The organism is Halomonas halmophila (assembly GCF_006540005.1).
Taxonomy (GTDB): Bacteria; Pseudomonadota; Gammaproteobacteria; order Pseudomonadales; family Halomonadaceae; genus Halomonas; species Halomonas halmophila.
Map to the genome: position 1 here is coordinate 1 of NZ_BJOC01000028.1, position 18,937 is coordinate 18,937.

Below are 18,937 nucleotides of genomic sequence, written 5' to 3' on the forward strand. Positions count from 1 at the left end.
GCCGAATAATCCACAGCCCTCATGCGCCGGACCTCCTGTGGATAACCGGGGATCGGGAGCCAAGACACGAACGCCCGCACGAGGCGGGCGTTCTCAACAGCATTGCCTGGCCACGCCGGTCAGGAAACCAGGACCCTGGCGTAGCGTTTTTTGCCGGCCTGGATCACATAACTCTTGCCGGTATCCAGCAGGTGATCACGGGCGACTGCCTCTCCGTCGACTTTCACCCGGCCATTGCCCAGCATGTCCTTGGCCTGGGCGCTGTTCTTCACCAGGCCGGCCCGGTTGAGGACGGCACCGATCGGGGCCTGATCGCTACCCTCGAAATCGACTTCCACTTCCGGCAGGTCTTCCGGCAATTCGCCATCCGCCAGCTGGTTGCCGGCACTGCGGTGCGCATTGGCCGCCGCTTCTGCGCCGTGGTAACGCCCGATCAGCTCACGCGCCAGTTCCATCTTGATATCGCGGGGATTGTCACCGCGCTCGATACGCTGGCGGAGATCCTCGATCTCGTCATTGTTCTTCAACGACAACAACTCGAAGTAGCGCCACATCAGGCTGTCGGGCATGGAGACCAGCTTGTTGAACATGGCCCCGGGCGATTCGTCGACACCGACATAGTTATCCAGCGACTTGGACATCTTCTGAACGCCGTCCAGGCCTTCCAGCAGCGGCATGGTGATGACGACCTGGGACTCCTGGTCGAAGTGCTTCTGCACTTCACGGCCCATGAGCAGGTTGAACTTCTGGTCGGTACCGCCGAGCTCGATGTCGGCTTCCAGTGCCACCGAATCGTAGCCCTGCACGAGCGGATAAAGGAACTCGTGAATGGAGATCGCCTGACCACCGCGATAGCGCTTCTCGAAATCATCGCGCTCGAGCATGCGAGCCACCGTGCTCTGTGCGGCCAGCTCGATCATGTCGGCGGCACTCATGGAGGAGAACCACTCGGCATTGAAGCGCACCTCGGTCTTGGCCGGGTCGAGCACCTTGAACACCTGTTCCTTGTAGGTCTCGGCGTTGGCGCGCACCTCTGCTTCCGTGAGTGGCTTGCGGGTCACGCTCTTGCCGGTCGGGTCGCCAATGCGACCGGTAAAGTCACCGATCAGGAAGATGACCTCATGGCCCAGATCCTGGAACTGACGCATCTTGGTCAGCAGGACGCTGTGCCCCAGGTGCAGGTCCGGTGCCGTGGGATCGAACCCGGCCTTGATGCGCAGGGTGCGACCGGACTCGAGCTTCTTGACCAGCTCGTCTTCCAGCAGGATTTCGTGAGTACCGCGCTTGAGCAACGCTAGCGCGTCGGCGACATCGGACATTCTCTCCTCTCCACTCGGCAAGATGGCCCACCCGGGACCTTGATCGGCGATGATGATTCACCAATGCTACCATGTCGCTCGATAACGGTTGAGCCTATTGGCAGGAGTTCCCATGAGCTTGTTCATCGGCCTGATGTCAGGCACCAGTCTCGACGGCATCGATGCCGCCCTGGTCGACCTGAGTGCGGAGGCCCCGGCACGACTGCTGGCGACCCGCGCCGAGCCCATGCCCGCCGAGTTGCGCGACCGCTTATGGCAGCTCTGCCATGCCGAGAGTGCGCGCTTCGCCGACCTGGCCCGGGCCGAACATGACTTTAGCCACCTGCAGGCCCGGGCCGTGCGCCACCTCCTGGACGACCAGCAACTGGAAGCCTGCGCGATCACCGCCATCGGCAGTCATGGCCAGACCGTGGAACACGCGCCGGCGGGGCATGACGGCGGCTCCGCCTATACCCTGCAGCTGGACAACCCGAGCCTGCTCGCGGAGCTCACCGGATGCCAGGTAGTTGCCGACATCCGGCGTCGCGACCTGGCCGCCGGCGGCCAGGCGGCCCCCCTGGCGCCGGCCTTCCATCAGGCCCTGTTCCGCGCTGCCGACGAGTGGCGCGTGGTTCTCAATCTGGGCGGCTTCGCCAATATCACGGTCCTGCCACCCGACCACGATCCTCGGGCCCCGCTGGGCTTCGATACCGGCCCCGCCAATGCCCTGATGGATGCCTGGCATGCACGGCACCGTGGCGGCCACTTCGATGCCGAGGGCGCCTGGGCCGGCTCGGGCCAAGTCGACAAGGCCCTGCTCGCCCGCCTTCTGGATGATCCCTTCTTTCGCCAGGCGCCGCCGCGCAGCACCGGCCGCGAGTATTTCCACCTCGACTGGCTGCACGCCCGGCTCACCGGCGACGAGCACCCCGCCGACGTTCAGGCCACGCTCGCCGAGTTGACCTCCAGCAGTATCGCCCAGGGCATCGAGATGGCCCGGCTACAGCTGGAAGCGCCCGCCATTGCTCGGCTCCTGCCCTGTGGCGGCGGGGCGCACAACCCCGACCTGATGGCCAGGCTGGCCCGCCAACTGCCCGATGCCCGCGTGACCGACAGCAGCGAGGCCGGCTGGCCACCCGACTGGCTGGAGGCCGGCGCCTTTGCCTGGCTGGCCTGGCGACGACTCGAAGGCCTGCCCGGTAACCTGCCCTCGGTTACCGGCGCCCTCGGGCCACGCGTTCTGGGCGGCATCTACGCCGCCTGAGCTCAGGGCGCCGCGACGCCCGGCAGGTCAGCACGCGCCAGCGATTGCGCCTCGTCCGGGTCGACCACGCCCGCACTCACCAGGCGGCTCAATGCCGTATCGAGGGTCTGCATGCCCTGGGCCGTCCCGGTCTGCAACACCGAATAGAGCTGGGCCACCTTGTCCTCACGAATCAGGTTGCGCACTGCCGGTGTCGCCAGCATGCGCTCATGAGCGACCACGCGGCCGCCCGTCCGGCACTTGATCAGCACCTGGGACACCACCGCCTGCAGGGATTCCGACAGCATGGCGCGCACCATCGGCTGTTCTGCCCCCGGGAAGGCATCGATGATACGATCAATGGTCTTGGTCGCGGAGAGAGTGTGCAGGGTTCCCAGTACCAGGTGGCCGGTCTCGGCCGCGGTCAGCGCCAGCCGCATGGTCTCCAGGTCGCGCATTTCACCGACCAGGATCACGTCAGGATCCTCGCGCAGTGCACCACGCAGGGCAGCCGAAAAGCTCTGCGTATCCCGCGCGACCTCGCGCTGACTGACCAGACCGCACTGGCCCTGATGCACGAATTCCACCGGATCCTCGATGGTCAGGATGTGCTCGGGGCGCGTCGCATTGATGGCATCGATGATCGCCGCCAGGGTGGTGCTCTTGCCCGAGCCGGTCGGCCCGGTCACCAGCACCAGACCCTGCCTCAGCCGGGCCAGCTGGCCGAGCTCCGCGGCCAGCCCGAGGGCCTCGAGGCTCGGCACCGCTACCGGGATGGCGCGCAGCACGGCCCCGATGCCGCGACCATGCTCGAAGACATTGCCGCGGAAACGGGACCCGTCCGGCATGGCCAGCGCCAGATCGACCTGCCCCTCGGTCTCCAGCGTCGCCCAGTGCGACTCGCCGAGCAGGCCGCGCAGCTCCCGGCGCAAATCCGCATCGTCGAGGGGCTCACTCCCCAGAGGTTGCAGAGCCCCGTCAACACGCACCATCGGCACCGTTTGCGCCGAAAGATGCAGATCCGAGGCGCCGTGCTTTGCCGAGGATGCCAGCAATTCGGTAATATCCATGCGATTCCCTCGCTCCCTCGCCAGAGGTTCCTGTTGCATGACGGGCCACACGACATGACAGACCCAGCACTTTCCGAGTCATTGGACGCCGCCCGCGCCCGCCTCGCTGCCGCCCTGCAGGCCGCTCGGCGCCCCGAGGGCGAGGCGCGGCTGCTGGCCGTCAGCAAGACCAAGCCCGCCGCCATGATTCGCGAGGCCTGGGGCCTGGGGCTGCGCGAGTTCGGCGAAAGCTATGTCCAGGAAGCCCTGGACAAGCAGGCCGAACTCGACGACCTGAGCGATATCGTCTGGCACTTCATCGGCCCGCTGCAGACCAACAAGAGCCGCAGCGTCGCCGAACACTTTTCCTGGGTACACAGCATAGACCGTGAACGCCTGGCCCGACGCCTGGATGCACAGCGGCCCGCGACGCTGCCGCCACTGAACGTCTGCCTCCAGGTCAACATCAGCAACGAGGCCAGCAAGTCCGGCGTGACGCTCGACGAGCTGCCTGCCCTGGCGGCCTGCGTACAGTCACTGCCGAACCTGCAACTGCGGGGGTTGATGGCCATTCCGGCCCAGTACGACGACCCGGACGCACAGCGCCGTCCTTTCCGGCAGCTGCGCGAGGCGCTCGATGCCTTGCGCGAACACCTGCCCGAGGCACCACTGGATACGCTCTCCATGGGCATGAGCAACGACATGGAAGCCGCCGTGATGGAAGGCGCTACCCTGGTAAGACTGGGTACCGCCATCTTCGGCACACGCCATTACAGCTGACATTGCCGCGCCGACCCGGCGCCGAGCGACTCACCGACAGACACAGGACACCAGCATGACAACTCGAGTGACTTTCATCGGGGCCGGCAACATGGCCGGCGCCATCATCGGCGGCATGATCGACAGCGGCTTTGCGCGTCAGGCGATTACCGCCACCTCGCCGGATGACAGCGTGCTGGCCCCGCTGCGCGAACGCCTGGGCATCCATACCGCCACCGACAACGCCGCCGCCGTGGCCGAGGCCGACGTGGTCGTGCTGGCCGTCAAGCCGCAGATCATGCAGGACGTCTGCGCCGGCATGCAGGCAGCCATCCAGGCCCGCAAGCCGCTGATTCTCTCCGTGGCCGCAGGCCTGCCGGCCGACACCCTCGAGCATTGGCTCGGCGGGGAACTGCCGGTGGTCCGCTGCATGCCCAACACCCCTTCGCTGGTGGGCGCCGGCGCGGCCGGCCTGTACGCCAATGCCCGTGTCAGCGACGACCAGAAGCGCAGTGCCACCGAGCTGCTCGAGGCCGTGGGGCTGGTCGAGTGGGTCGACGACGAATCACTGCTGGATGCCGTAACCGCCGTGTCCGGCAGCGCACCGGCCTACTTCTTCCTGATGTTCGAGGCCATGGAGCAGGCCGGCGTCGAACTCGGCCTGCCCGCCGACACGGCGCGTCGTCTGGCGATGCAGACCGCCTATGGCGCCGCCAGCATGGCCATGGACAGCGACAAGACGCCCGGCGAACTCAAGCGCAACGTGATGTCACCGGGCGGCACCACCGAACGTGCCATCCAGCACATGGAAAACGCCGGCCTGCGTGACATCATGCAAGGGGCCATGCGCGCCTGCGCCGACCGCGCGAGTGAAATGGCCGACGAACTCGGCAAGCGCTGAAACCCGCTCTACCACGGAGGAGCCCAATGGGCAGTCAACTGGGAAACGCCGGCCTCTTGCTGGTCAACACCATCGTCAACATCTACCTGTTCCTGCTGATGCTGCGCTTTCTGCTGCAGGCATCACAGGCCGACTACTACAACCCCATCAGCCAGTCGGTGGTCAAGATCACCCAGCCGGCCGTGCGCCCTTTCCAGAGTTTTCTGGGACCGATCATGGGGCGTTTCGACCTGGCCACCCTGGCCAGTGGTCTGGTCATCAAGCTGATCGCCATCATCGTCGTGCTGCAGATCGCCGGCTACGGCATGGCGCCCATCGACAGCCTGGCCATCGGCGCCGTGGCGGCACTGGCCAATGCCATCCTGAAGATCTATTTCTTCGCGCTGATCGCCATGATCATCCTCAGCTGGGTCGCGCCCCAGGCCAGCCACCCCGGCGCCCTGCTGATCATGCAGCTGGTGGAACCGATCATGGCGCCGGTGCGGCGCATCATTCCGCCGCTGGGCATGATCGATCTGTCACCCATCGTGGTGTTCATCGCCATCAACCTGATCGATGGTATCGTGGTGGGTTCACTGATCCGCGCCGCCGGCGTCGTCGGTGTGCTGGTCGGCCTTTGACGATCGGCACGCTGCCAACAAACGCGAACAAGGGAAACGACACACCCGATGACCGAGATGCCTCGTGAGTCGGTCGGCCTGGTGACGCCTATCACGGCGCACTTCGACGACCCCCTGGAGCTGGCCTGCGGCAAGACGCTGCCGGCCTATGACCTGGTCTACGAGACCTACGGCACGCTCAACGCCGAGCGCAGCAACGCCGTGCTGATCTGTCACGCCCTGTCCGGGCACCACCACGCCGCCGGCTATCACAGCAGCGAGGACCGCAAGCCCGGCTGGTGGGATGCGCATATCGGCCCCGGCAAGTCCATCGACACCGAACGCTTCTTCGTGGTGTCGCTGAACAACCTGGGCGGCTGCCACGGCAGCACCGGCCCCACCAGCCTCGACCCCGCAACCGGGGAAGCCTGGGGGCCGGACTTCCCGATGGTGACGGTGATCGACTGGGTGCACAGCCAGGCACGGCTGGCCGATCGCCTGGGCATCGAGCGCTTCGCCGCCATCATCGGCGGCAGCCTCGGCGGCATGCAGGTACTGCAGTGGGCGCTCAGCTACCCGGAGCGCATCGCTCATGCCGGCGTCATCGCCGCGACTCCCAAGCTGTCGGCTCAGAACATCGCCTTCAACGAGGTCGCACGCCAGGCCATCCGCTCGGACCCGGACTTCTTCGACGGCCGCTATGCCGACCATGACACCCTGCCGCGTCGCGGGCTCAAGCTGGCGCGCATGATCGGTCACATCACCTATCTGTCGGAAGACGCCATGGGCAACAAGTTCGGCCGCGACCTGCGCAGCCAGGACCTGAACTTCGGCTATGGCGAGGAATTCCAGGTAGAGTCCTATCTGCGCTATCAGGGCGACACCTTTTCCTCGTCCTTCGATGCGCATACCTACCTGCTGATGACCAAGGCGCTGGACTACTTCGACCCCGCCGCGAACCACGACGGCGACCTCGCCGCCGCCCTGGCCCCGGCGCGCTGCCCCTTCCTGGTGGTCAGCTTCACCAGCGACTGGCGCTTCACGCCCTCGCGCTCCAGGGAACTGGTCGACGCCCTGATTCGCGCCGGCAAGCCGGTCAGCTATGCCAATATCGAATCGTCCCATGGTCACGATGCCTTCCTGCTGCCCGAACCCCGCTACCAGGCGGTATTCGCCGCCTTCATGGATCGCGTGGCCGATGACGAGGGACTGGAGGGCCGTTTGTGATGCGTACCGACCTGAAGCTGATCTACGACTGGGTGCCCGAGAAAGCCCGCCTTCTCGACCTGGGGTGCGGCGATGGCGAACTGCTGGATGCCCTGGCCCGCGACAAGCACGTCACCGGCTATGGCCTGGAGATCGACCCCGAGGGCATCACCCGCTGCCTGGCCCGGGGCGTCAACGTCATTGAGCAGAACCTGGATGAAGGGCTGGCCAACTTCGAGGATGATGCCTGCGACCTGGTCGTCATGACCCAGGCCCTGCAGGCCCTGCGACGGCCCGACCGGATGCTCGACGAGATGCTGCGCGTCGCCGAGGAATGCATCATCACCTTTCCCAACTTCGCCTACTGGCGCCACCGGGTGCATCTCGGCATGCGCGGCTACATGCCGGTGTCCAAGTCGCTGCCGCACGCCTGGTACGACACCCCCAACATCCACCTCTCGACCTTCAACGACTTCGAGCACCTGTGCCGCCAGAAGGACCTGGTCATCGTCGATCGCGCCGTGGGCGCCGGGGATTATCGCGACCACTGGGCATCGCGGCTGTGGCCCAACCTGCTGGGCGAAATCGCCATCTTTCGGGTCACCCGGCGGCGCCGCCAGGGGGCGACGGCCTGAGCCACCGCGGCGCGGCGGCGTTCAGGCGCCGTGCAGGCGTACCGGCAGTGCCGCCGCCAGGCTGATATCCTCGGGCACGGCATCGGCGCCACGCGCCACCCTGACCCCATGCGCCAGCACCTCGACGCCCTGACCGGCGACCCGGCGCAGGGTCTCGGCGTAGGCCGGGTCCAGGTGGTCCGCCGGCGCGACATCGGCGATGCCCTCATGGGCCACGCAGAACAGCAGCACCGCCCGGTGCCCACGGGCCGCCAGCGACGCCAGGGCCTCCAGGTGCCGGCGGCCGCGCTCGCTTACCGCATCGGGAAAGTAGCCGTGGCCATCCGTCTCGCGCAGCGTGACCTGCTTGACCTCCACGAAGGTGTCGACACCCGCGGTGCCGGGGCGCCGGAAATCGAGGCGACTCCCCTCGACCCGGGCCTCGGCCTGCCAGCTCCCGGCGCCGGCCAGCGCCGCGATGCGTTGCGCCTGCAGGGCTTCCGCGACGATGCGGTTGGTGCGTCCGGTATGCACCGAGGCCAGTGCCACGCCACCCTCCGGCTCGGGCAGCTCGATCAGCTCCCAGGTCCAGGCCAGCTTGCGTTGCGGGTTGTCGCTGGGCGCCAGCCAGGCCCGACAGCCCGGCACATTGACCGCACGCATCGAGCCGGTATTGGGGCAGTGCGCCACCACCTCGCGGCCATCGTCCAGCCGTACATCGGCCAGAAAGCGCTTGTAGCGGCGCCGCAGGGTACCCCCCACCAGACTCGGATAGCGCATCACGCCATCCCTTGGCGGCGTTGTAGAAAGCGCCCGAGGCGCGCCACGGCCTCTTCCAGCCGCGCCACGTCAGTGGTGAAGGCGATCCGCACATGGCGCTCGCCGCCCTGCACGGCAAAATCCGTCCCCGGCGTGATGGCCACGTTCTCTTCCTCGAGCAAGCTCAGGCAGAAGGCTTCGCTGTCCTGGCTGTAGCGCGAGATGTCCAGCCACAGATAGAACGCCCCCTGGGGCGGCAGCGACGGCGCCAGCCCCAGGGCGGCCAGCCCCTTCAGCAGGGCATCACGGCGCGTCTCGAGCTCGCGACGGCGACCCTCGAGAATCTCCCGGCAGTCGGGCCGGAAGGCCGCCAGGGCGGCATACTGGGCCGGTGTCGAGGCCGCCAGGAAGATGTTCTGCGCCAGCCGCGACAGAGGCTCGACGGCATCCTCGGGCGCCACCAGCCAGCCCAGCCGCCAGCCGGTCATGCCGAAGTACTTGGAGAAGCTGTTGACCACAAAGGCGTCCGAACTCACCGCGGTGGCCGAGACCGGTGGCATATCGTAGGTCAGGCCCTGGTAGATCTCGTCCACCAGCAGGTGACCGCCGCGCTCGGCCACGCTGCCAGCCAGCTCGCGCAAGGCGTCGAGGCCCAGCATATGGCCGGTCGGATTGGAGGGCGAGGCCAGCATGGCCAGCCGCGTCCGGGGCTGCCAGTGGCGGGCAACGAGCGATGCATCCAGCTGCCAGCCACTGTGCTCGTCCACCGGCACGGCATCCACCTCCGCCCCGGCCAGCGACATGAAGTGCCGGTTGCAGGGATAGGTCGGGTCGGCCATCAGTACCCGGTCGCCGGACTCCACCAGCAACTGGCTGGCCAGCAGCAAGGCCCCCGAGGCCCCGGGCGTGACCAGGATGCGTTCCGGCGCCACCGACGCGCCGAAGTGCTCGGCATAGTGAGTCGCAATCGCCTCGCGCAGTGCCGGCAGTCCGCCGGCCGGCGTATAGCGCGTTCGCCCATGGGCGAGCGCCGCCTGACCCGCTTCCAGCACCGGCGGCGGGGTCGGAAAATCCGGCTCGCCGATTTCCAGATGAATCACGTCATGGCCGGCCGCTTCCCGGGCCTGCGCCGTTTCCAGCAGATTCATCACCCGGAAGGGCGCAATGCCCTTCAGCCGCGAGCTCCAGCTCATCCTGTTCTCCTCTTGTCGGTCTCGCAAACCACCCTGTGGGACTCGTCAGGATACTGCTCGGCATGTTACGACGTTTGGCTCGAGGACGCAGTCGCCGGATCGGCCGGCCTTCTGACAACAGTCCTTTACACAATGGCCTTGCAAAACCGCCAATTTTTCGCTAAACAAGCATCCCTTTGGCGTGAGATACCTTAGGGAGCGCTGGAAGAGCCGCCTGACGGATCAGGCGTGGCGCACGATACCGGGAGAGCACGACATGGCGGCGCTCTCTGAAACGCCGGCACAGGCCGGCAGCGCGCCGCGCACGGCTTCGACGCAGTGTTCCCGCATCAGCATGGCAGGTATTGATCAGCAGTCACTCAAGTAGCGAGGCAGTCCCATGCCAGTAGCCGAACAGAAAATGGAAGCGCCCCGGAAATTCACCCCGTACGAGCCTGCGGCGGATGAAGAGTACATGAACGACAAGCAGCTCGCGCATTTCCGCCAGATCCTTCAGGGCTGGAAGCAGGAGCTGATGGAGGAAGTCGACCGCACGGTGCGCCACCTGCAGGAAGAGGCCAACAACTACGCGGACCCGGCCGACCGGGCGACGCAGGAGGAAGGCTTCAGCCTGGAGCTGCGCACCCGTGACCGCGAGCGCAAGCTGCTGAAGAAGATCAACGAGACCATCGACAAGATCGACGAGGACGACTACGGCTTCTGCGAGGCCTGTGGTGTCGAGATCGGCATCCGTCGTCTCGAGGCACGACCCACCGCTACCCTGTGCGTCGACTGCAAGACGCTGGCCGAGCTCAAGGAAAAGCAGCTCGGCGGCTGAGCCGCCCCGATGCGTCGCGCCGGGCACGCTGCCCGGCGTCCCGGTTTCCTGCAAGCCTTGTCGCCGGTGACACGCGCACAAGGCTCGCCGCCACGTCCCGGAGTCGTGCATGCGCGCCTACCGCGGCCGCTTCGCCCCCACCCCTTCTGGCCCCTTGCATTTCGGCTCGCTGATCGCGGCCCTGGCCAGCTATCTGGATGCCCGGCATCAACAGGGACAGTGGCTGCTGCGTATCGAGGATATCGACCCGCCGCGTTGCCCGGCCGGTGCCGCGGCGACCATTCAGCGCCAGCTCGAGGCCTTCGGCCTGCACTGGGACGGCCCGGTGCTCTGGCAGCATGATCGCAATGCGGCCTACCAGCAGGCGCTCGAGCGTCTCGCGGCACTGGGGCTGGCCTACCCCTGCAGTTGTTCGCGCAAGCAGTGGCGGGACCACTCGATCTATCCGGGCTGGTGCCGTGACGGCCCACGGGAACCCGACAGCCCCCTCGCCTGGCGGCTGCGTACCGACCTCGGCCCGACCCCGGTCAGCTGGCAGGACCGCCTGTTCGGTCATCAGCAGTTTACGCCGACCGCCATGGGCGATGTGGTGCTCAAGCGCAAGGACGGCCTCTGGGCCTACCAGCTGGCGGTCGTGGTGGATGATGCCGACCAGGGCATCAGCGACATCGTGCGCGGCGCCGACCTCCTCGACAACACCCCCTGGCAGCGTCAACTGCAGCATGCTCTGGACCTGCCGACGCCTCGCTACCTGCATCTGCCATTGATTCTCGCCGACAACGGGCAGAAGCTGTCGAAGCAGAACCTGGCCCCGGCCCTGCCCGAAACACCCGACGCGGCCCGCCCCCTGCTGCATCGCGCGCTGGTCGCGCTGGACCAGGCGCCCCCGGCATCCCTGGCCAGCGAGCCGGTGCACACCCAGCTCGACTGGGCCATCGCGCACTGGTCGCCGCGCTCCCTGCAGGCCACGGCGGAGCGGCGTGAACCCAGGCACAACGGCTTTTAGGGAGTGACATGTACGTCTACCGCATCATGCTATTCCTGGTCTTTGGTGGCTACCTGCTGTCCCCCCTGTTGATGAGCGGCTGGGCGTCGCCCGAGGCGTCCTGGTACCGCCCCTTCCTGATCTGGGCCGGGCTGATCGCCCTGACGCTGTGGCTGGAGCAGAAACGCAAGCTGGACGAGCGGCGCTAGGGGGTAATGACTGCCATGAGCCTGAACCTCCCCGGCCTGCTGATGCTCGGCATCGGTTACCTGTCACTGCTCTTCCTCAGCGCCACGGCCGTCGATCGCGGCTGGCTGCCCAGGCGGCTGGTCCGCCATCCGGCGGTCTATATCCTGGCCCTGGGCGTCTACGCCAGCGCCTGGGCCGTCTACGGCAGCCTCGAGTTCGCCAGCCGCTATGGCTTCGGCTATCTGGCCTATTACCTCGGCGTTGCCGGCGCCTTCCTGCTGGCCCCAGTGCTGCTGGTCCCCATCCAGCGCATGACACGCACGCACCAGCTGGCCTCGCTGGCCGATCTGTTCGCCTTTCGCTTCCGTTCGCGCTGGGTCGGCACCCTGATGACAGTGGTCAGCCTGCTGGCCGTACTGCCCTTGCTGGCGTTGCAGATACAGACCATGGGCCAGGCCATCCACCGCCTCAGCGGCAGCGCCTCCCCGGCACTGCTGGCGCTGGGCTTCAGCCTGTTGATCGCCTTGTTCGCCATGCTGTTCGGCGCGCGTCACACGCACCAGCATGCCCGCCATGACGGCCTGCTCGCGGCCATTGCCCTGGAATCGCTGGTCAAGCTGGCCGCCATGCTGGCGCTCGGCGGGGTGGCCCTGTTCGGTGTCTTCAACGGTCCCGCGGACCTGCAGAGCTGGCTCGATGGCGCCGGCCACGTCAGCCAGACACGCATCGCCCAGCTCGACCCCGGACAGTGGCGCACCCTGCTGCTGCTGTTCTTCGCAGCGGCCTTTTTGATGCCGCACATGTTCCACATCGCCTTCGCCGAGACGCTGGACCGGCGCACGCTCCTGCAGTCCAGCTGGGCATTGCCGCTGTTTCTGCTGCTGATGGCCCTGCCGATTCCCTTGATCCTGTGGGCCAGCCAGCGCCTGGGCGTCGACGAAGTGGGCGCCGGGGCGGCTTACCTGGCCTTCGGCCTGTCCACGTCCTGGTGGGTCGACGGCCTGGCCTTCATCGCCGGCCTGGCCGCCGCCAGCGGGACCATGATCATCATCTCGCTGGCGCTGTCGGGCATGATGCTGAACCATATGGTGCTGGTGGCCCACCCGCCGATCGCTCAGCCCGACCTCTATCGCTGGCTGCGCTGGCTGCGGCGCGGCTTGATCGCCGCGGTCATCCTGGCCGGCTGGCTGTTCTATCGACTGGTCGGCGTGCATCACGACCTCTCCGCCCTGGGCCTGGCTTCCTTCGTCGGCGTGGCCCAGTGCCTGCCGGGTATGCTGGCGCTGCTCTACTGGCCGGGTGCCAACCGCAAGGGCATGGTCAGCGGGCTCAGCGTGGGCGTGGTGATCTGGCTGGCGGGCCTGTGGGTGCCATTGCTGACGCCCTATCCCGGCCTGGTCCTGCTGCCGCCAGGCCTCGATGTGCTGGCCGGCGAACCCGACTGGTACAGCGTCACCCTGGTCGCGCTGGCGGCCAATATCCTGACCTTCATCCTGGTCTCCCTGGCCACGCAGACCTCGACCGGCGAACGTGCCGCCGCCGAGGCCTGCTCCGTGGACGCCGTGGTGCGTCCCATGCGCCTGCCGCTGGCCGCCGCCAACGGTGCCGAGTTCAAGCAGCAGCTGGCCGGGGTACTGGGCGCCGATGTCGCCGGCCGGGAAGTCGAGAGGGCCCTGACGGCTCTCGAGATGTCGCCCCTGGACGCCCGGCCCTACGCCCTGCGCCGCCTGCGTGACCGTATTCAGGCCAATCTTTCCGGCCTGATGGGCCCTTCGGTGGCCCAGGACATCGTCGACCGCTGCCTGCCCTATCAGCACGACGGCCCGGTCGCCAGCGAGGACATCCACTTCGTCGAGAACCGGCTCGAAGCCTATCGCTCGCGCCTCACCGGCCTGGCACGCGAACTCGACAGCCTGCGGCGCTACCATCGGCGGACGCTCACCCGCCTGCCCATCGGCCTGTGCGCCTTCGGCGAGGACGGTGAACTGCTGATGTGGAATGATGCCCTGGCCGAACTGTCGGGCATCGCCGGCGAGGCCGTGCTCGGCGCGCACCGCGAGACTCTGCCGGCCCCCTGGAACACCCTGCTGGGGCAGATTCTCGCGGCACCCCAGGAGCGGCTCTACAAGCAGCCGGTCAGCCTGGCACACGGCGAACGCTTCCTGACCCTGCACCGCGCCGGCCTGCAGGGCGAACAGGGCGAGGATGGCGGTCATGTCATCCTGGTCGAGGATCACAGCGAAATGAAATGGCTCGAGGACGAGCTGATTCATGCCGCGCGCCTGGCCTCCATCGGCCAGTTGGCCACCGGCGTGGCCCACGAGATCGGCAATCCGATCACCGGCATTTCCTCGCTGGCCCAGAACCTGCGCTACGACACCGAGGACCCGGCACTGCGCGAAACCGCCGACCAGATTCAGGGCCTCACCGATCGTGTCTCGCAGATCGTCGGTTCGCTGGTGGGCTTCGCCCATGGCGGCCGGCATGTCACCGGGGCCGGCTTTACTGCCACCCGCATGCAGGAGGTGACCGAGGAGGCCCTGCACTTGATTCGACTCGCCCGCTCGGGGGACGATATACACTACATCAATCGCTGTGCGGCCGATCAGGTCGTGATGGGCGACGCACAGCGCCTGCAGCAGGTGATGCTCAACCTGCTGGGCAATGCCCGGGACGCCAGCGAGGCCGGTGCCCAGGTCATCATCGAGGCCGTGCCCCAGGCAGCCTACCTGCACCTGAGCATCACCGACGAAGGCCGCGGCATCGACCCGGAGGTGCGCGACCACCTCTTCGAGCCCTTCACGACCACCAAACCCGCAGGCGAAGGAACCGGGCTCGGCCTGCCGCTGGTCTACAGCATCATCGCCGAGCATGATGGGCATATTGACATCGAGTCGCCGCCCGCGGGACATGCCGGCGGCACTCGCATCCACCTGTGGCTGCCCCTGTACCGAGAAGGTGACGAAGGCCCCCATGAGCCGGATTCTGATCGTTGAAGACGAAGCCATCATTCGCAGCGCCCTGAGGCGGCTGTTGGAGCGGCATGACCATCATGTCAGCGAGGCGGCCTCCATCGACGAGGCCCGTGCGCTCGAGCCCCAGGGCCAGGATCTGGTCATCGCCGACCTGCGCCTGCCCGGCGAGCCGGGGACCGACCTCATTCGGCTGGCGGACCCGGTGCCGGTGCTGATCATGACCAGCTATGCCAGCATGCGATCAGCCGTCGAGGCGCTCAAGCTCGGCGCCGTCGACTATGTGGCCAAGCCCTTCGATCATGACGAGCTGCTCGAGACGGTCTCGCGCATCCTGCACCAGCAGGCCAGCCGCCGCACCGAGCCGCCCGACGTCACCGACCCGGTCGGCCAGGCGCAACCCATGATAGGGCGCTGCCCGGCCATGCAGGCCGTCTACACACGCATCCGCAAGACCGCGCCCGCGGATGTCACCGTGCTCATCCAGGGCGAGTCGGGCACCGGCAAGGAACTGGTCGCCCGCGCCCTGCACCAGCAGAGCCGGCGCGCCGCCGCCCCGCTGATCTGCGTCAACTGCGCCGCCATCCCCGAGACGCTGATCGAGTCCGAGCTCTTCGGTCACGAGAAGGGCGCCTTCACCGGGGCCAACAGTGCCCGCACCGGCCTGGTCGAAGCCGCCGACAACGGCACCCTGTTTCTCGACGAGATCGGCGAGCTGCCGACGGATGCCCAGGCGCGTCTGTTGCGCGTGCTGCAGGAAGGCGAGATCCGCAAGATCGGCTCGGTGGAGACGCGTCACGTCGATGTGCGCCTGATCGCCGCCACGCACCGCGACCTGCATGCGCTGTCGCGGACCGGAGAATTCCGTCTCGACCTGTATTACCGGCTCAACGTCATGCAGATCGATCTGCCGCCCCTGCGGGACCGCGAGGACGATATCCTCGAGATCGCCGACACTCTCCTCGACAAGGCGTGCCGACGCCACCAGCGCGAGGGCCTGCGCCTCTCCCGGGCTGCCCGGCGCGTGATACGCGACGCCCCCTGGCCGGGCAATGTCCGCGAGCTGGAAAATGCCCTGGAGCGCGGCGTCATCCTCGCCGAGAGCCACCTCATTCACCCGGATGACCTGGGCCTCGGCGGACCGCTTCCGCCGGCCACCACGCGTGCCGAGGCCCACAATGTCACCCCGCTCGACGAGGGCCCGGACCCCGCGCCGACCAGCGACGACGCCGAGGACCTCTCCCTCGAGGATTACTTCCAGCACTTCGTGCTCGAGCATCAGGACCAGATGAGCGAAACCGAGCTGGCCCACAAGCTGGGCATCAGCCGCAAGTGCCTGTGGGAGCGGCGCCAGAAACTGGGCATTCCCCGCAAGAAGGGGCCACGCCGCCACACCGGCTGACCCGCATGCCCCACCGGCGCGGCCGGCCTGCAACCAAAGTGTGAGAGAAGCCCTGCCTCCCGTTCTCTGTCCGGCACCCCGTAGCGCGCACCAGATTGTTACCTTCCCACACAGCGCATGCGCCACCACGGGGCAGAGCGGGTAACACAGCCCTTACCGGAGCCCCATGACAAATCGATGAAAAACCATAAGACACTGTCTAAAAACAGCTTTCATCATTCTGGCACGAGCTCTGCAATTAAATAGGCAAGAAAAACAATCCGGATGTCACCACGGCCGCCAACAATAACAACGGCTCGCAAGGTGACAGGATCCGACCCGACAACAACAAGTCCCCGGGTCGAGACACTGGAGCCCCATGCCGACCAACAACAACAGCACGGCATGCATGAGCTCTGTTCGAGGCCAACAACGACAATATCCTCGAGAACCGGAAAATGACGCGACGCACCCATCACCGACCGCCAACAACAACAAGGGTCGCCGAGGTGCACTCCCGGTAACAACAACAAGCCATCGGGAGGAGGTATGCCAGGCATGCCGTCGTGGTTGGATTATTGTTTTGAATACGAGGCGGTCGCTGCCAGGAGCAGCACAAGGACAACAACATGCTTGCCTGAGACTCCTTGGTGACTGTGGTGCGTATTCAAGGCGATGTGCCATCACGAAGAAAAACAGCAGCTCGCGAGCTGCCATCTGCAACATTCCGGGGAGGCCACTGGCCTCCCCTTTCTATTGGCCGCCTGCCCAGACGTTCCCTGCCCGCCATCGTCGCGCTCCGACCGCCTCGCGCCACGCACCTGGGACTCCTCATGCAGGGCGACGTCCTCGCTCCCTGATGCACCATGCTTTGCAAGGCCGCGGGTGTCCGCTACACTCGACGACTTTCATGGTTTCATTTCGACCCTCTTTTCGAACTCCCGCGAGTCGACAACACCGCATGATCAAAGGTTTTACCCGCTTTCTGCAGAGCCCGGGCGAGCACCTCAAGTCGCTGTTCGGCACTCAGGATGCGCCGGCCGGAGGCCCAGTGCTGCGCATCATTCCCCGCGAAGATCACCCTGTCTCGCGCCAGCTTTTCAGTGACTCGGCGCTCAAGGTGCTGTATCGCCTGCACAATGCCGGGTTCGAGGCCTTCCTGGTCGGCGGCTGCATTCGCGATGCCCTGCTCGGGCGCCAGCCCAAGGACTTCGACGTGGCAACCGACGCCACGCCGGAAGAGGTGCGCGACCTGTTCCGCAACTCGCGCCTCATCGGCCGGCGCTTCCGCATCGTTCACGTCCGCTTCGGCCGTGAAGTCATCGAGGTCACCACCTTTCGCGGCAAACCGAGTGAAGATGACGGCCAGAACGTGGCGCACCAGTCCGATGACGGCATGCTGCTGCGCGACAACGTCTGGGGCAATATCGAAGAGGACGCCCTGCGTCGCGACTTTTCGATCAATGCCCTCTACTACAACATCGCCGACTTCTCGATCCATGACTTCGCCGATGGCGTGCGTGATATCGAATCGCGCACCCTACGGCTGATCGGCGATCCGGCGACCCGTTACCGCGAGGACCCGGTGCGCATGCTGCGCGCCATTCGCTTCGCCGCCAAGCTGGACTTCCAGCTCGACGTCGAGACCGAGGCGCCGCTCGAGGAACTGGCGCCCCTGTTGTTGCAGGTGCCACCGGCACGCCTGTTCGACGAAGTCCTCAAGCTGTTCATGAACGGCTACGGCGTCGAGACCTATCACCTGCTGCGTGACTACGGCCTCTTCCCCATGCTGTTCCCGGAAACCGACGAGGCCTTCGACGAGCTGCCCTGGGCCGACGCCGTGATCGAAAGAGCGCTGGCCAGCACCGATGAGCGCGTGCAACAGGACCGGCCGGTCACCCCGGCCTTCCTGTTCGCCGCCCTGCTCTGGGGCCCGGTCCAGCTTCGCCAGCGTGCCCACGAGCAGGAAGGCATGGCGCCGATCCCGGCCCTGCAGGCCGCCTCGCAGCGCGTGGTCTCGCGGCAGCTGCAGCATGTCGCCATCCCCAAGCGCTTCAGCCTGCCCATGCGGGACATCTGGGATCTCCAGCAACGCCTGCCCAAGCGGCGCGGCAAGCGCGCCTTCCAGACACGCGAGCACCCGCGCTTCCGTGCCGCCTTCGACTTCCTGCTGCTGCGCGAGGCCGCCGGCGAGCTCGAACCGGGTCTCGGCGACTGGTGGAGCGCCTTCCAGAAGGCCGATGAGCACGAACAGCGCCGCCTGCTCGGCAAGGTCGATGCCGATCCGGCCGGCTCTCCCGCGCCACGCAAGCGTCGCCGGCGTCGTCGGCGCAAGCCCCAGAACACGCCGTCGGACTCATGAGCCTCGCCTGGATCGGACTCGGCAGTAACCTGGATGACCCGGCAGGACATGTCGCCCGGGCCCTGCACGAACTCGACGGACTGCCCCTGACCCGTCGTCGCACGGCCTCTTCACTGTATGCCACGTGCCCGGTGGGCCCGGCGGATCAGCCGGACTTCATCAATGCCGTTGCCCAGCTGGAGACCCGGCTCTCGCCGCTGGCCCTGCTCGATCAACTGCAGGCCCTCGAACAACGCCATGGCCGAGTGCGCGAGCGCCGCTGGGGCCCCCGCACCCTGGACCTCGACCTGCTGCTCTTCGATACGCGACAGCTTGAAGCCCCACGCCTTACGCTCCCCCATGCGGAGATGACGCGGCGGGCCTTCGTACTGGTGCCACTGCTGGAAGCGGCCCCCACGCTGTCGCTGCCCGACGGTCAGACCATTGCCGCCCTGGTGGCGCAGTTACCCGAGGCGACGCCGCCGCGCCGCATGTCCGCTGCAGTGTTACCCGAATCCCGCTGACGCCTCACCAATGTTACCTATCGACACCCTGGACGAATTCGAGTAACAATCTCATGTTACCCGAGGGCCGCGGCCCATCGCCGACCGGTCGACGACATAACGAGAGC

General features: G+C 66.7%; 17 protein-coding genes. 13 read left to right on the forward strand and 4 right to left on the reverse strand.

Annotated features, from left to right (window positions below):
- Positions 1-119 precede the first annotated feature (119 nt).
- Positions 120-1,319, reverse strand: coding sequence for a tyrosine--tRNA ligase (gene tyrS, locus HHA01_RS10445; RefSeq protein ID WP_141320433.1), 1,200 nt, complete (start codon positions 1,317-1,319; stop codon positions 120-122).
- A 112-nt stretch (positions 1,320-1,431) separates the two neighbouring features.
- Between tyrS and HHA01_RS10450 the strand changes: the two genes are divergently transcribed.
- Positions 1,432-2,562, forward strand: a complete 1,131-nt coding sequence (locus HHA01_RS10450; protein WP_141320435.1) for an anhydro-N-acetylmuramic acid kinase — start codon at positions 1,432-1,434, stop codon at positions 2,560-2,562.
- Between the two features lie 2 nt (positions 2,563-2,564).
- Here the strand turns inward: HHA01_RS10450 and HHA01_RS10455 are convergent, their stop codons facing one another.
- Positions 2,565-3,611, reverse strand: a complete 1,047-nt coding sequence (locus tag HHA01_RS10455) for a type IV pilus twitching motility protein PilT (RefSeq protein ID WP_141320437.1) — start codon at positions 3,609-3,611, stop codon at positions 2,565-2,567.
- Between the two features lie 54 nt (positions 3,612-3,665).
- On the opposite strand from HHA01_RS10455, the gene HHA01_RS10460 reads away from it, so the two are divergent.
- The 5 genes from HHA01_RS10460 to metW are packed head-to-tail and all read left to right on the forward strand — an operon-like array spanning position 3,666 to position 7,690.
- On the forward strand, positions 3,666-4,370 hold the full coding sequence (locus tag HHA01_RS10460; protein WP_141320439.1) for a YggS family pyridoxal phosphate-dependent enzyme: 705 nt from the start codon (positions 3,666-3,668) through the stop codon (positions 4,368-4,370).
- Between the two features lie 55 nt (positions 4,371-4,425).
- Positions 4,426-5,250, forward strand: a complete 825-nt coding sequence (gene proC / locus HHA01_RS10465) for a pyrroline-5-carboxylate reductase (RefSeq protein ID WP_141320441.1) — start codon at positions 4,426-4,428, stop codon at positions 5,248-5,250.
- A gap of 26 nt (positions 5,251-5,276) precedes the next feature.
- Positions 5,277-5,870 (forward strand): YggT family protein, encoded by a 594-nt coding sequence (locus HHA01_RS10470; protein ID WP_141320444.1) that lies wholly within the window; start codon positions 5,277-5,279, stop codon positions 5,868-5,870.
- A gap of 48 nt (positions 5,871-5,918) precedes the next feature.
- Positions 5,919-7,076, forward strand: a complete 1,158-nt coding sequence (metX, locus tag HHA01_RS10475; RefSeq protein WP_141320446.1) for a homoserine O-succinyltransferase MetX — start codon at positions 5,919-5,921, stop codon at positions 7,074-7,076.
- Positions 7,076-7,690, forward strand: a complete 615-nt coding sequence (gene metW / locus HHA01_RS10480) for a methionine biosynthesis protein MetW (RefSeq protein WP_141320448.1) — start codon at positions 7,076-7,078, stop codon at positions 7,688-7,690. Before metX ends, metW begins: the two co-directional genes overlap by 1 nt.
- A gap of 21 nt (positions 7,691-7,711) precedes the next feature.
- Here the strand turns inward: metW and sfsA are convergent, their stop codons facing one another.
- On the reverse strand, positions 7,712-8,449 hold the full coding sequence (sfsA, locus tag HHA01_RS10485; RefSeq protein ID WP_141320450.1) for a DNA/RNA nuclease SfsA: 738 nt from the start codon (positions 8,447-8,449) through the stop codon (positions 7,712-7,714).
- Positions 8,449-9,621 carry a pyridoxal phosphate-dependent aminotransferase gene (locus HHA01_RS10490; protein WP_141320452.1) on the reverse strand — a complete coding sequence of 391 codons (1,173 nt, stop codon included), beginning with the start codon at positions 9,619-9,621 and terminating at the stop codon, positions 8,449-8,451. The genes sfsA and HHA01_RS10490 overlap by 1 nt, the downstream gene beginning before the upstream one ends.
- Before the next feature lie 379 nt (positions 9,622-10,000).
- Between HHA01_RS10490 and dksA the strand changes: the two genes are divergently transcribed.
- The 7 genes from dksA (at position 10,001) to folK (ending at position 18,830) form a co-directional block, all read left to right on the forward strand.
- The gene (gene dksA, locus HHA01_RS10495) at positions 10,001-10,438 is read left to right on the forward strand and encodes an RNA polymerase-binding protein DksA (RefSeq protein ID WP_141320454.1); all 438 of its coding nucleotides are present in this window, start codon (positions 10,001-10,003) and stop codon (positions 10,436-10,438) included.
- Between the two features lie 109 nt (positions 10,439-10,547).
- A complete protein-coding gene (gene gluQRS, locus HHA01_RS10500) occupies positions 10,548-11,444 on the forward strand; it encodes a tRNA glutamyl-Q(34) synthetase GluQRS (RefSeq protein ID WP_141320456.1) in 897 nt (298 codons plus the stop codon).
- Positions 11,445-11,452: 8 nt separating this feature from the next.
- On the forward strand, positions 11,453-11,632 hold the full coding sequence (locus tag HHA01_RS10505) for a hypothetical protein (protein WP_141320458.1): 180 nt from the start codon (positions 11,453-11,455) through the stop codon (positions 11,630-11,632).
- Between the two features lie 15 nt (positions 11,633-11,647).
- Positions 11,648-14,608 carry an ATP-binding protein gene (locus HHA01_RS10510; RefSeq protein ID WP_141320460.1) on the forward strand — a complete coding sequence of 987 codons (2,961 nt, stop codon included), beginning with the start codon at positions 11,648-11,650 and terminating at the stop codon, positions 14,606-14,608.
- Positions 14,586-15,986, forward strand: a complete 1,401-nt coding sequence (locus tag HHA01_RS10515) for a sigma-54-dependent transcriptional regulator (RefSeq protein WP_141320462.1) — start codon at positions 14,586-14,588, stop codon at positions 15,984-15,986. The genes HHA01_RS10510 and HHA01_RS10515 overlap by 23 nt, the downstream gene beginning before the upstream one ends.
- A 940-nt stretch (positions 15,987-16,926) precedes the next feature.
- On the forward strand, positions 16,927-18,327 hold the full coding sequence (pcnB, locus tag HHA01_RS10520) for a polynucleotide adenylyltransferase PcnB (protein WP_141320465.1): 1,401 nt from the start codon (positions 16,927-16,929) through the stop codon (positions 18,325-18,327).
- Positions 18,324-18,830: a 2-amino-4-hydroxy-6-hydroxymethyldihydropteridine diphosphokinase gene (gene folK / locus HHA01_RS10525; protein WP_141320468.1), complete on the forward strand. Its 507-nt coding sequence runs from the start codon at positions 18,324-18,326 to the stop codon at positions 18,828-18,830. The genes pcnB and folK overlap by 4 nt, the downstream gene beginning before the upstream one ends.
- The last annotated feature ends 107 nt before the right edge of the window (positions 18,831-18,937 follow it).

Excerpts from the sequence above, each read along its gene's own strand:
- HHA01_RS10460 (WP_141320439.1), top strand. The coding sequence starts at position 3,666 with ATGACAGACCCAGCACTTTCCGAGTCATTGGACGCCGCCCGCGCCCGC.
- HHA01_RS10470 (WP_141320444.1), top strand. The coding sequence starts at position 5,277 with ATGGGCAGTCAACTGGGAAACGCCGGCCTCTTGCTGGTCAACACCATC.
- HHA01_RS10450 (WP_141320435.1), top strand. The coding sequence starts at position 1,432 with ATGAGCTTGTTCATCGGCCTGATGTCAGGCACCAGTCTCGACGGCATC.
- sfsA (WP_141320450.1), bottom strand. The coding sequence starts at position 8,449 with ATGCGCTATCCGAGTCTGGTGGGGGGTACCCTGCGGCGCCGCTACAAG.
- proC (WP_141320441.1), top strand. The coding sequence starts at position 4,426 with ATGACAACTCGAGTGACTTTCATCGGGGCCGGCAACATGGCCGGCGCC.
- HHA01_RS10515 (WP_141320462.1), top strand. The coding sequence starts at position 14,586 with ATGAGCCGGATTCTGATCGTTGAAGACGAAGCCATCATTCGCAGCGCC.
- metX (WP_141320446.1), top strand. The coding sequence starts at position 5,919 with ATGACCGAGATGCCTCGTGAGTCGGTCGGCCTGGTGACGCCTATCACG.
- HHA01_RS10510 (WP_141320460.1), top strand. The coding sequence starts at position 11,648 with ATGAGCCTGAACCTCCCCGGCCTGCTGATGCTCGGCATCGGTTACCTG.
- folK (WP_141320468.1), top strand. The coding sequence starts at position 18,324 with ATGAGCCTCGCCTGGATCGGACTCGGCAGTAACCTGGATGACCCGGCA.
- HHA01_RS10505 (WP_141320458.1), top strand. The coding sequence starts at position 11,453 with ATGTACGTCTACCGCATCATGCTATTCCTGGTCTTTGGTGGCTACCTG.
- dksA (WP_141320454.1), top strand. The coding sequence starts at position 10,001 with ATGCCAGTAGCCGAACAGAAAATGGAAGCGCCCCGGAAATTCACCCCG.
- tyrS (WP_141320433.1), bottom strand. The coding sequence starts at position 1,319 with ATGTCCGATGTCGCCGACGCGCTAGCGTTGCTCAAGCGCGGTACTCAC.
- gluQRS (WP_141320456.1), top strand. The coding sequence starts at position 10,548 with ATGCGCGCCTACCGCGGCCGCTTCGCCCCCACCCCTTCTGGCCCCTTG.
- HHA01_RS10490 (WP_141320452.1), bottom strand. The coding sequence starts at position 9,621 with ATGAGCTGGAGCTCGCGGCTGAAGGGCATTGCGCCCTTCCGGGTGATG.
- HHA01_RS10455 (WP_141320437.1), bottom strand. The coding sequence starts at position 3,611 with ATGGATATTACCGAATTGCTGGCATCCTCGGCAAAGCACGGCGCCTCG.
- metW (WP_141320448.1), top strand. The coding sequence starts at position 7,076 with ATGCGTACCGACCTGAAGCTGATCTACGACTGGGTGCCCGAGAAAGCC.
- pcnB (WP_141320465.1), top strand. The coding sequence starts at position 16,927 with ATGATCAAAGGTTTTACCCGCTTTCTGCAGAGCCCGGGCGAGCACCTC.